The organism is Alteromonas abrolhosensis (assembly GCF_001953635.1).
In the GTDB taxonomy this organism is placed as follows: domain Bacteria; phylum Pseudomonadota; class Gammaproteobacteria; order Enterobacterales; family Alteromonadaceae; genus Alteromonas; species Alteromonas abrolhosensis.
Genome location: NZ_MEJH01000005.1, coordinates 45,851 through 58,258, shown reverse-complemented (window position 1 = coordinate 58,258; position 12,408 = coordinate 45,851). Strand labels below are relative to the sequence as shown.

General features: G+C 44.4%; 8 protein-coding genes. 2 read left to right on the top strand and 6 right to left on the bottom strand.

Annotated features, from left to right (window positions below):
* Positions 1–207: 207 nt before the first annotated feature.
* The gene (locus BGK61_RS09150) at positions 208–1,278 is read right to left on the bottom strand and encodes an SMP-30/gluconolactonase/LRE family protein (RefSeq protein WP_076011553.1); all 1,071 of its coding nucleotides are present in this window, start codon (positions 1,276–1,278) and stop codon (positions 208–210) included.
* A gap of 266 nt (positions 1,279–1,544) precedes the next feature.
* Here BGK61_RS09150 and BGK61_RS09145 point away from each other — a divergent pair, with 266 nt between their 5' ends.
* Positions 1,545–1,799: a demethoxyubiquinone hydroxylase family protein gene (locus BGK61_RS09145; protein WP_234349465.1), complete on the top strand. Its 255-nt coding sequence runs from the start codon at positions 1,545–1,547 to the stop codon at positions 1,797–1,799.
* A 314-nt stretch (positions 1,800–2,113) separates the two neighbouring features.
* Here BGK61_RS09145 and BGK61_RS09135 read toward each other — a convergent pair whose 3' ends face one another.
* The 5 genes from BGK61_RS09135 to ahpC form a co-directional block, all read right to left on the bottom strand.
* Positions 2,114–3,598, bottom strand: a complete 1,485-nt coding sequence (locus BGK61_RS09135) for a PepSY-associated TM helix domain-containing protein (protein WP_076011552.1) — start codon at positions 3,596–3,598, stop codon at positions 2,114–2,116.
* A 10-nt stretch (positions 3,599–3,608) separates the two neighbouring features.
* Positions 3,609–4,145, bottom strand: coding sequence for a hypothetical protein (locus BGK61_RS09130; RefSeq protein ID WP_076011551.1), 537 nt, complete (start codon positions 4,143–4,145; stop codon positions 3,609–3,611).
* A gap of 9 nt (positions 4,146–4,154) precedes the next feature.
* Positions 4,155–6,317, bottom strand: a complete 2,163-nt coding sequence (locus BGK61_RS09125; protein WP_076011550.1) for a TonB-dependent siderophore receptor — start codon at positions 6,315–6,317, stop codon at positions 4,155–4,157.
* A 286-nt stretch (positions 6,318–6,603) separates the two neighbouring features.
* On the bottom strand, positions 6,604–8,193 hold the full coding sequence (ahpF, locus tag BGK61_RS09120) for an alkyl hydroperoxide reductase subunit F (RefSeq protein ID WP_014998182.1): 1,590 nt from the start codon (positions 8,191–8,193) through the stop codon (positions 6,604–6,606).
* Between the two features lie 180 nt (positions 8,194–8,373).
* A complete protein-coding gene (gene ahpC, locus BGK61_RS09115) occupies positions 8,374–8,931 on the bottom strand; it encodes an alkyl hydroperoxide reductase subunit C (RefSeq protein WP_440201867.1) in 558 nt (185 codons plus the stop codon).
* Positions 8,932–9,748: 817 nt separating this feature from the next.
* Between ahpC and BGK61_RS09110 the strand changes: the two genes are divergently transcribed.
* Positions 9,749–12,328, top strand: a complete 2,580-nt coding sequence (locus BGK61_RS09110) for an ExeM/NucH family extracellular endonuclease (RefSeq protein ID WP_076011549.1) — start codon at positions 9,749–9,751, stop codon at positions 12,326–12,328.
* The last annotated feature ends 80 nt before the right edge of the window (positions 12,329–12,408 follow it).

Sequence of the window (12,408 nt, the reverse complement as noted above, 5' to 3'; positions counted from 1 at the left end):
CTAATGCTAACTACATCTATGGTTAGCATAGCGAATAGTGACACATCCTTCTCAGCCTAACTACATTACAAATGCTTAAAATGTTTCTAAATGTAAGAAAACGTTTTAAGAACTAGATAAAACAAACACATTCACGAGGCGTTTAGCGCTCTCCCGGTGATAAATAAGATTGCTTATTGAGCTGCAAAAAACTGCCTATTTCGTTCGTTAATTTAGCTTCAACAATCCCACCGCCGGCGCGGTTAAGCTACTGACATATACGCCTTCACTGGTATCTAATGCGCCTGTAACGAATGGAAAGTCACCGCTAGGATCTTGGTAACTTTGTAAAACCTCTCCATTTTCGCTTATTTTAATGAGGTGTCCGTATGCTTGACCTTGCGGGCGTACGAATTGCGGCAGACGCTGTACAATTTTACGGATGAAAGGCTTGTCAGATAGAGCGTCAACGGGAGCAGAACGGGGCGAAGCAAGACCCAAATAGTAGCCGCCGTTATTTGCCTGGCTAATGTTGTCAGGAAATCCGGGCAAGTTATCAATTACGACTTCCACTTGGCCCTGCTTTGGCCCAGTTAGCCAATAGCGCAACACGCGATATTTACCGGTTTCGTTAACTAATACTGAATTCTGATCATGGCTGATTGCGACACCGTTGGCAAAAACAAGGCCATCCATCAATACGTTACTTTTTCTAAGTGTTGGGTCGTACTCTATGAGCCTGCCGTTCCCTCTATGTTCCAAAATTTCTAGCAGGCTAGCTTGCACCGTTCCTCCATATTCCGTGGCTGAAAACTTCGTGGTTGCGTCAGTGAAGTAAATCTTGCCGTTATTAGCAACATCCACATCGTCGGCGTACACAACTTTCGTGTGGTCAACTTGGTTAACCAGAACCGTTAATTCACCCTCAGGGTTTGCGATTAGCAATCCGCGATGGGCGTCAGCGATTAATAAGTTATCGTCTGCATCAAACTCGATACCCAGCGGACGTCCACCCGTGTTAATCCATGGAGTAAATGTTGCGTCTCCTTTTTTCTTTAACAATACCGCTCCAGAGTGGGTAGCTGTTGCAATAGTTCCCGCAGCATTTATAGCAAAATCCTCCGGCCCATTATCTGAGTCTAATGCAATGAGCGTAAGACCTGACAAACGTGTGTTCTCAGCGAATTGCCCTGAAAACCCGTTACTGGTAGGCGCTTGCCAGATCATTGGCGCAATGGGTACTGGCCAAAGTAGTAAATACCCTAAAATGACTATGAGCACTCCGCCGAATACCTTCATTTATACTCTCCTACAAGCAACGCATGTTCTGTGTGTATCAACCATAGCAAGCAACTCCCCATTACTCTGCTTTCGTTTACAAATAGAACACTATCATTCAAAGCTTTCTAAATAGCGCATATTTTGAAATGCATTACAAATTCGTTAGGTAGCATCCATTCCCCCCTTCAGATCGTTTGTTTATAAAATGCTGCAGAGGTACGTCATGCCATTTTATGCAAAAACACTCGGAGATAATTATGCTAAGCAAGTAGACAAAGAGCTACGTGCGAGCCACGCGGGAGAGACGGGAGCAGTTCGTAGATTCGCATTACGAAGAACAATGTAAGCGCATTTCTGCGTTAACCATCCCCCCTTCAAACGTTATAAATCGGTTTAGACAATGCCAAGCAGATGAACAACATCACAGAGATGAAGCGCTGATCCTAATGACAAAAAGGCCGTCGTTATTAATGAAATTATGGGGCGCAGCCGTTGAAAAAGGCTCTTCAATTGCCGTTGCAATCGCAAAACTGATTTAAGGTTTTGAGCTTATGTGCGGTGACCTGTAATTACAAAATAGGTATCAGAAAGTCTGTTAATTAAAACGAAAGAGACGTGCTTGAAGTGGGGAAAAAGGGCAGAGTTAGGCCGTCAAGGCCCTGTGACAACTGCGGTATCAATGCCGACACACAGTTTCGTATTCGGTGTGGTGATGAAGACACGTGGCGTATAGTATGCAAAGCTTGTCAAGAACGAGCAAAGGCCAGCAATGGCTATATGTATGGCGGTACATGGAAACGAAAGAAGTGTAACTAAGGGGCTACCTGTGAGCCCCTAATAGTTACGATAAGATTTACGCATTCACTCTTTTTTCTTGCGCTGATTGAGGCGTGTTGTTACTCGCGTCGCCTTCAACCTGACTTTCTGCATTTTTAGCCCGCTTAAGTAGCGTATTAGCACGATAAACACTCCACACCACATACGCAGCCATAGGTATATTTAGCTGAAGTGACGCAACCGATAGCGTCGCGCTTTGGTGCACAGACCCGTAAGCGATGAGTAACACCATTACGCTTATGCCTGATATAAGCAACCATATGGGCTTAGTGAGTGATTTAACTCCCACTGTAATGCCGGTATTAAATAGCATAAGGCACCAAAAAACGGCGATGAGCGAGCCTGTAAAAAACATATCTGCCACAGCCGTTAATGCGAGTGCACTCACACTACCCCACACTGTGCTGTACCAAAGTCTGCTTGCTAGCGGCGGATGCGCTTTCTTAGACAGCCAAATCTCTATACCCGACACACAAAGCATGGTCAGCATGACACCAAGAACAAAGTACAGCCATTTGCTGGTAAGGCCGGCGAAGTCACCAAAGTGTAAACGGTACATTGCCCATACCAACTGCTTACCCCATTCACCGAACTCATAGCCGGCCACACCGATAAAGTTACCTGCCGTATCGAATCGATAGCCTTCTGCGTAGATCATTCTATTGGGTGCCTTGGCATATATTTCGATGAACTGCTCAGGCTCACCCACTTCGTGTACTGTTAAAAATATGGGCGACTTTTCTGGCGCTAGCGTTTCCATTTGCGCAAACGCTCTACCAATAGCCGGTTTACCTTCCTGTGGCGCTAGTACAGGGTCTGGCGTAAAGATTTTCTGGATAACCGCGTCGCGATCGCCTTCGTAATTTAGTGAGGCAACAACCACCAAAATGATCCCTGCCATACCAAAATATGCGCCTGTTATACCTATAACTAAATGAAAAGGCGCAGCCCATAGTCCAAAACGGTTGTGCAAATCAATTTGTGCTTGCTGACCGTTGCCACCCCGTCGAAGTTTAAAAGCATCTTTTACTATTCGTTTGTGAGCAATAATTCCAGTGACGACAAGGGTACAGATGATAGCGCCCAGTGCACTGACCAAAATCATTCCCCAACTTTGTGGCAAATTTAGATACAAGTGCAAGTTCACGAGCATTTCGGTAAAAGACACGCTTTCTTGCTCTAATAAGTTACCTTCACTGTCGGCAAAGTAAGCAGCATGATCGTTTTCTACCACCAACCGAGGAATATCTGATGTAGGGAAAACCACATAGAGATGGTGAGACTCTTGCGTATTCTGAGCTAAAAAGGTGTCCATTGCCTTTTCAACAACGTCAGGAGAAACATTTTTCATTTCTTCAATATGCGGCTGCTCCCACCTTTCAAACTCTAAGTGAAAAACCGCCACGGTCCCAGATAAGCACACCAAAAAGAGAAGTACACTTAGAAAAACGCCTACCCAAGTATGTGCATTTAATGCATTTTGTTTTGTTATTTTATCCATCGATATTCACCTACATGGGAAAGAAAATAAGTATTGGTAGGCAAAGCGCAGCCAAAACTGCGTAAGCAACAGCAACTTTAATTTTGTGGGCGGTGGCAAGGTAGTGATAAACAATAAGACCCCACAAAATTGGCAACAGCACGATACCTGTAGCCAACTTCCCTGCTATTGAGAATGGGAGTAGCGCACATATTCCTAGCGTTAATAAAACGCTCACAACCAATAAAACAACCAGCACCACGATGTAGTTTGCGATGTTCCCTAGCACTGTACGTCGCGAGAAGTCAAAGCTCCTCGGCTGAGGTACATTTTTTGGCTGAGGTAAATGCGTTTGGTTAAACGCAATAAAAGGCCACACTAATATGGAAGGAATACACAGCGCATACAGCACACCAAATTCCCAGCCTTGTGCATAAGACCAGCACACTGCTGAGATAAGCCATACGACAAGACCTAAATAAAGATACGTTGACGCTTGAGCGCGCCAACTTTTATAAATAACTCCTAAGGCTGCGAGTGTTAAACCACCCGCTGCAACTGAAAGCATGATAAATCCTTAAAACGAATAAGTTAGCGACGCGTTCACTGTTCTGCGCACCCCAGGGAAACAGTCACCTCTGAATAAGCACGATGTGAGATACTTTTTATCGGTCACATTTCTTACATTCAGCTGCAAATCCAAATTATCTGAAAGCTCATACGACACCATCAGGTCACCAAGGGTGTAGCTAGGTGTGTCGTATCTAATAACCCCGTTTTCAGAAACCGACTCTCCTACGTAGCGAATACCTGCTCCTACGGTCAGCGCTTCAAGCTCGAGTGGAGAATAATTTATCCATAGGGATGCATTGCTATCTGGCTGTGCTGACAACGAGAAACCGTTAGGATCTTCAGCGTCCATGACCGATGCAGCAAACTGCGCTGTAATTTGGCCAAAGTCTACGCGCCCTTCTAGCTCAAACCCTTCTATGGTCGTTACGCCTTGCTGTTGCGCCGCTTCGTCTGGTAATCCGTTGGGATTAGGAAGATTTGAAACTTCAATATCGTAATACGCCAGCGTGATAAAACCAGGAATTGACGATAGTTCATACTTAATCCCTGCCTCGTATTGACGGCCTTCTTCTGGCTTAAGCTGGTTGTTATTGTTATCTAATCCCACTACCGTCTCAAATGACTCAGCGTAACTAAGGTAGGGGGAAATACCGTTGTCAAAGCGGTACAAAATTCCAGCTGAGTAAGATGTTTGCGTGTCATCCTGCTCCGTTACGCCAGTATCATTGTCAACGCGGTCGTGACGCAGACCTAGCGTTACCCGCCAGTTTTCATAGGAAATTTGGTCTGATAGATATAACCCCGTGTCCGTAACCGTCTGCTCAGGCGCGTCGTTATAAATTGCATCGAAAATGGCTTGTTCTGGTGCGCCGGTGTACTCGGGGTTTGCCAAGTCCAGAATGTATCTAAAGTCACCCTGTAATACCCCGCCACCTGCGTAGTATGCAGAGTTGGCGTCAGTTTTTACATTTTGATATTGGACACCCGCAAGTAACTCGTGTTCGAAAGAACCTGTTACAAAGCCCTTGTTTACGCGAACATCAAAGGCGTCTTGGCTGAAGGTATTGTCTGCCTGATAAAACGTTCTTGGAACAAATGTGTCGGTAGGTGCAACCGGAGCGCCAACATAAGCATTTAGATATCTCGTACCGCCAGTAAACGTAGCCCATGCTTGGTGGTAGTCTGCCTCACCATCTCTCCATAAGGCAGTAAATGAAAGTGACGTTGTATCGTTAATCAAGTGCTCGCCAAGCAAGGTAACTTGATTCGACTTAGTATCAAATTTATTAAACCCTGGTTCGCCTGCGTAAACATCCTGATCGGGTAAATAAGTGCCGTCAGCCAAAGGCAGTAATGTGCCTTCCACAGGAATAAATTGCGCAGCTGTATCGCTATCAGTATCTTGGAATAACCCGATAAGTGTTAGCGTTGTATTGTCAGAAGGCATAAAGGACAGTGACGGCATTAATACTTGGGTGTCGTCGCTAACGTAATCAACCTGAGAGTCAGCATTGCGATAAATACCAACAAAACGCCCTATCCACTTATCATCTTCAGACAGGCTGCCGTTTACATCCACCCCAACTTGCGCGCGGTCAAAGCTTCCGTATAACAAGACGACTTCACTTCCTTTGCCCAACGTAGGCGTTTTGGACACATAATTCATTATGCCGCCAGGAGAACCCTGACCATAAAGTACGGAGGCTGGCCCCTTAAGCAGCTCAACCTGTTCCATTGTGTAGATTTCGGCTCGCGTAGAATTATAGCTGCCAAACAACTCTTGAATTGAGTCGCGATAGCGCGGAATACTTAATCCTCTGGAAGAAATTGAATCGACTCGGGTGGCGTATCCGTAAGACTCTCCCGTCACACCCGCCATATAAGTGGCGGACTGAGAAAGGTTTAATACACCCTTTTGTTTTAAATCTAATGCGGTTTCAATGGAAATTGTACGGGCTAGCTCAACAATCGGTGTATTTGTTTTTGTTGCGCCAAACGGAGAGCGCATGCCCACTACTTCAATCTTTTCAACGGCATTCTTTTCTGCTTTTTCCGTTGCTGCCGCTGGATGCTCTATAGCTATGCCATTGCCACTTTCATCTTCCTGGGCCTGTGCGTGCGACATTAATATAGCCGTTACCGCCAAACTTAGTAATTTTTTATTCATGTTGAGTGTTGTCTGTTAGTTATTTGAGCTCACTAATCGCCTATCGCTGAAAAGAAGTGATCAATGAGCCGCATTATGCTTTTGTCTAATTTAGCAAACTTTTACATTAATGATAACCAGTATCATTAACATTTGCATAATTAAAAAGCGTAGACAACACATCGCAGTTCTTAAGACTTAATTAAAAGTACGAAGGGCTCCCTAGCACTTTTGTTTAGGGCAACAAAAAAGCCGAACTAACATAGTTAGTCCGGCTTTACTCTTACCAATATAGGCAAGCTATATATTAAGCTGCTTCACTTTCTTCGTCTGATTCAACTACTTCGTGACTTAATAAATATTCAAATGCAGCAAGCGATGCTTTTGCGCCCTCACCCATTGAAATAACAATTTGCTTATATGGTACTGTTGTTACGTCACCCGCTGCAAATATACCCGGCTCAGATGTATGACACTTAGTATCCACGATAATTTCGCCATACTGCGTCATGTCTACCGTGCCCTTCATAAACTGACTGTTAGGTACTAGTCCAATTTGAACAAATACACCTGCAAGTTCACGAGTGTGTACTTCATTGGTTGAACGGTCTTGGTATTCAATAGCGTTCACTTTGCCATTTTCTGCCGTAATTTGGCGCGTCGCGGCATTTTTGATAATGGTAATATTATCCCGTTTAACAGCTTGGTCGATAAGAACCTTATCAGCCTTAAGTTCTGGCATAAATTCAAATACCGTCACCGATTTTACGATGCCTGCAAGGTCAAGTGCCGCTTCAATACCTGAGTTGCCACCGCCAATTACCGCTACGTCTTTACCTTTGAAGAAAGGTCCGTCACAGTGTGGGCAATACGCCACACCATTACCGATGTTTTCTTTTTCGCCCGGTACACCAAGCTCTCTCCAACGTGCACCTGTTGCTACGATAACCGTGCGAGTGCGAATTTGCTCGCCAGAAGAAAGCGTAATTGTTTTGATGTTACCTTTCTCAATGCTTTCAACACGTACGTGCTCTTTAAGCGTAATTTCGTAATCGCGCACATGTTCCATCAAGTTGCCTACCAACTCAGGACCGGTTGTTTTAGGTACAGAGATAAGGTTCTCGATACCCATGGTATCCTTAACTTGACCGCCAAAGGTTTCAGCAACAATCGCTACTTTAAGCCCCTTACGCGCACTGTAAATCGCCGAAGCTACACCTGCTGGACCACCACCGATAACAGTTACGTCTTGAAGCGGTAGTGCATCGCCTTTATTCGCTTCTTTGAGGCTAGGGTCGCGTTCGATTAATTTGTTGATAAGCACAGAAGCATCAACTTTACCGTTCGCGAACAGCTCGCCATTCAGGTATACGCTAGGCACACCTTGAATGTCGCGCTCTTGAATTAGGTTTTGATATAGCCCACCGTCGATCATTTCGGTCTTGATATTAGGGTTAATCAAAGCAAATTGATTAAGTGCCTGTACGACTTCTGGGCAGTTGTGACAGCTCAAGCTAATGAAGACTTCAAAGTTAAGAGGTTCATTTACTGCTTTCACCATCGACTTAACGCTATCATCTAGCTTAAGTTCAGTACCTGCTGCATGCAGCATGGCTAGTACAAGAGAGTTGAACTCATGGCCGCCAGGGATACCAGAAAAACGAATTCCCGTATCTTCACCGTCAGCTTCTAATAAAAAGCTGATTGCGCTGCGCAATTCACCATTAGTATCACGCTCTTCTACATTTAATTTGTCGCTTACTGAAGCAATGTCGGACAGAAACTTCACAAGCTCTTCACGCTTGCTATGTTCACCGGTCTGTACGACAAAGGTTACGTTTTTCTGCATTGATTCAGCATATGATTTCAATGCTTGTAAAATTTCTTTAGTTAACACGGTTATTCTGCCTTATTTTCGACACGCCGATCCCCGCCAACCTTTGAAAAGGTCAACAACATAAGCGGAAATAGGAAGTTAACGTCAGGGAGTGGAGACCCACTCCCTACCAATATAATGCTTAATACTGTTCAGTGCTTATAGCGCTTTACTTCCAGTACTAAGTGCTAAGCGTGATGCTTAGATTTTGCCTACTAGGTCAAGAGAAGGAGCAAGTGTTGCTTCGCCTTCTTTCCATTTAGCTGGGCAAACTTCACCTGGGTGACTTGCTACATACTGTGCAGCTTTAACTTTACGTACTAGGTCGTCTGCGTCACGGCCGATACCTTCAGAAGTGATTTCCATCGCTTGGATGATACCTTCTGGGTCAACAACGAAAGTTGCACGGTCAGCTAGGCCCATTGTTTCACGCATGCAATCGAAGTTGCGTGTAATCTCACCAGTTGGGTCGCCAATCATTGCAAACTTGATTTTATTGATCGTGTCTGAAGAATCGTGCCATGCTTTGTGAGTGAAGTGTGTGTCAGTAGATACTGAGAATACTTCTACGCCACGTGACTGAAGTTCTTCGTACTTATCAGCGATATCGCCAAGCTCAGTAGGACATACAAAAGTGAAGTCTGCTGGGTAAAATACGAAAACTGCCCATTTACCTTTGATGTCTTCACTGCTTACGTCAATAAATTCACCGTCTTTAAATGCAGTTGCTTTAAAAGGTTTGATAGCAGTATTAATCAATGCCATGTTTAATTCTCCATTTGGTTTAAATTATTTCCGCACACATAGTGCGTACGGATACAAACTTTACGTTTATTGTGTCGACATGGTTTTGCAGTTTTGTGAAGATATTCACTTAACGCGAAATCATGTCTCTCGAAACTGGTGATAAGAATAGCGCGCACAATCACAAAAAACTAATTGGTAAAAATGAATCGCTTAATCAGGTTATTGAATTGAACGATGAAAATTGAGTCAAAATAGAATGATTGCTGTGCAATTTAATACGGTTTCCCGGTCAACACCTTGCGGAATGGGAAAAATATGACGTACTCCCGGCTACAGCGTGTATCAGACGAGATTATGGTAATTGATGGTCACGAGCGTAATCGATGCTCACGCGCCATCTCGCACTTTGGCAAGTCAAAAGCCTGCTCGTAAAAATAGCAAATATTTATACAGAACAAGCAGTTGATGATTACTTACTTTTTGCAGGTTGTTTGCAAGAAAAGGAATACCTTTAATACGATTTTATCTTTTCATACGGTCTCAAGCTTTCCGTCAATAGCGTTACTTAACGCCTTTCTGGTTGCATGGTTAAGAGTTAAAGCTATAAGTAAATTTATCTATAGACAGTAAGCCATTGTTTTAAATGCAGAATTTAAAAAACAGCTTGAATAAGGTTAAGTCATTCCTATCCATCCCAAATCCCCTTAGTGTAGAACAAGCAATAAGAAAATTGCGCCTCACGTGTAAACCTGTTTTTTCTACTCCAGCAATGGCATAGATAAGCAGTATGTGAATTAAAGAATAATGAAAACTACAAAGGGAAAATGACGTGAAAACATCATTAACTTTACTATCTGCAGGAATCATTTCTGCACTTTCTTCAACCGCCATCCAAGCTAACGATTTGGTCATTAGTGGTGTTATCGATGGACCGTTAAGCGGTGGTGTTCCAAAAGCAGTCGAACTTTTCGTAGTCAATGACATCGCAGATTTATCAGCTTATGGCATTGGTACTGCCAACAATGGTGGTGGTACTGACGGCGAAGAATTTACTTTCCCGGCTGGCACGTCAGCAAGTGCAGGAAGCTATATTTATGTAGCATCTGAAATTGACGGTTTCACCGCATTTTTCGGTTCAGCGCCAGACTATGACACTTCATCAATGGGAATTAACGGTGATGATGCTATCGAGCTTTTCAAAGATGGCAGCGTTATCGATACCTTCGGTGATATCAATACTGACGGAAATGGCACCCCTTGGGAGTATTTAGACGGTTGGGCGTATCGCACGTCAGGTCAAAGCGCTAATGGCGGAAGTTTTGAAGCATCTAACTGGACTTACAGCGGTGTTGACGCGCTAGACGGTTCAACTACCAATGCAGATGCTGCAACACCTTTTCCAGCAGGTACCTTTACTACTGAAGGCGGCGGCGATGTTGTAGAAGTTCCAGAGGAACCTGCTGTTGAGTTAGGTGTATGTGGCGCCGAAGCTACTCTTATCAGTGCTATTCAAGGCAGTGAAAGCAGCTCTGCTGAAGTTGGCAACAGCGTTATTATTGAAGCTATTGTAACTGGCACACGTGCTGGCGGTTTCTTTGTACAGGAAGAAGCTTCTGATTACGACGCTGACGACGCAACGTCTGAAGGCCTATTTGTAGAAGGTACTGTTGATGTTGAAACAGGCAACGTAGTTCGCCTTTATGGTGAAGTAGAAGAAAACTACGGCATGACAACGCTTGCCATGGATAGCGACGTAACTGCTCTTGATTGTGGAACTGTAGATGCAGTTGCAGCAGTAGAACTATCTATGCCTTACGAGGTTGACCTTGAAACGGTTGAAGGTATGGTAGTTAGCGTTAGTGACGCAACGGTAACTAGCACAAACAACTTGTGGCGTTACGGCGAAATTGTTGTTAGTGACACAATTAAGCGCCAGCCAAGCGACGTAGCGGCTCCTCTATCGGAAGCATATGCGGCGGCTGAAGAAGCGAGCGAAACTAGCCTTCTTACCATCGAAGATAACAGCAGCTCGCAGTACCCTGATGCACTTAATTACTTCCCTACTTTCAGCTACGCTAACGCTATTCGTATTGGTGATACAGTTACTGCATCTGGCCCGCTAAACTACAGCTTCGGCACATACAGAATTAATCCAAGCGACGTTATCGAAGTAACTTCTTCTCGCGAAGCGAACCCAGTGGTTACAGAAGGCAACCTATCAATTGCCACGTTTAACGTACTTAACTACTTTAATGGCGAAGTAGACGAAAACGGCGACGTAACGTTTGATTATGACCAAAACCGTGGTGCAAACGACGAAGTGGCGTTTGAATTACAACAAGGTCGTATTGTTGAAGCAATCGTTAACCTAAACGCTGACGTTGTTGGCTTAATGGAAATTGAAAACGACGGTTTCGGTGAAGATAGCGCCATCCAATCTCTTGTTGATGCTATCAATGCTGAACTCGGTGAAACTGAACAATATTCATTTATCGCTACCAGTGATGGCAGTGCAATTGGTACTGATGCTATTACTGTAGGCTTGCTGTATAAAGCTTCTGTAGTAACGCCAGAAGGTGACGCGATGGTTGTGGCTATGCCAGAGCAGCAAATTGATGAAGATAGCCTGGCACGTATGCGCCCAAGCCTTCTTCAATCTTTTGTACATGCAGAAAGCAGCAAATCGTTCCTAGTTGCTGTGAATCACTTTAAATCTAAGGGTTCACAGTGTGCTGAAGACGTGGCAGAAGCACCGTCTGAAATCACTACTATTCAAGGCAGCTGTAACGCTCTTCGTGTATCAGCAGCTATCACACTAGGCAATGCGCTAAGTGATGAAAGTCTGCCAGAGCGTAAGGTTATCCTAGGTGACTTAAACGCATATAGCGCTGAAGATCCAGTAGCTGTTCTGACTGATTACACACCTGAAACTCGCGGATACACCATCACTACAGCAGTTAATACTGGTATGGACGAAGGTGAATCAGTTGAAGTTGAAGCTGGATTTGGTTATCACAACTTGGCTGAAGAGTTCGACGCAGAGGGTTTCTCATATTGGTTCTACGGTACTGAACAAGTGGGTAGTTTAGATCACGTTCTAGCGAGTGAAGCCATGCTTGCAGACGCTATTGATGGCGCGCACTGGAATATCAACTCGGTTGAAGCTTATCAGTTACAGTACGATCAAGCACTTCGTTACTACCCGGATGAAGACGGCTACGCGTTCACTGACGTTGGTCCATTCAGAAGCTCAGATCATGACCCGTTCATCGCGACTTTCGATTTACAAGCGGATGTAGTTGAAGAAGAAGAAAGTAACGATAGCTCTGGCGGCGCAATGGGAGGAATTCTTGCCCTGCTAGCTGCAGCGATTGGCTTTCGTCGTCGTTCTGCTACTGCTAAAAAGTAAGAAGTAATAGATAAAGCACACGCTCGCTGTGTGCTTTACCCAATAAAAAAGCTGCCTACATTGAGGCAGCTTTTTTGTAT

What these genes read in the sequence shown, in the direction of transcription:
- BGK61_RS09130 (WP_076011551.1), bottom strand. Translation starts at nt 4,145, where the DNA reads ATGCTTTCAGTTGCAGCGGGTGGTTTAACACTCGCAGCCTTAGGAGTT.
- BGK61_RS09125 (WP_076011550.1), bottom strand. Translation starts at nt 6,317, where the DNA reads ATGAATAAAAAATTACTAAGTTTGGCGGTAACGGCTATATTAATGTCG.
- BGK61_RS09135 (WP_076011552.1), bottom strand. Translation starts at nt 3,598, where the DNA reads ATGGATAAAATAACAAAACAAAATGCATTAAATGCACATACTTGGGTA.
- BGK61_RS09150 (WP_076011553.1), bottom strand. Translation starts at nt 1,278, where the DNA reads ATGAAGGTATTCGGCGGAGTGCTCATAGTCATTTTAGGGTATTTACTA.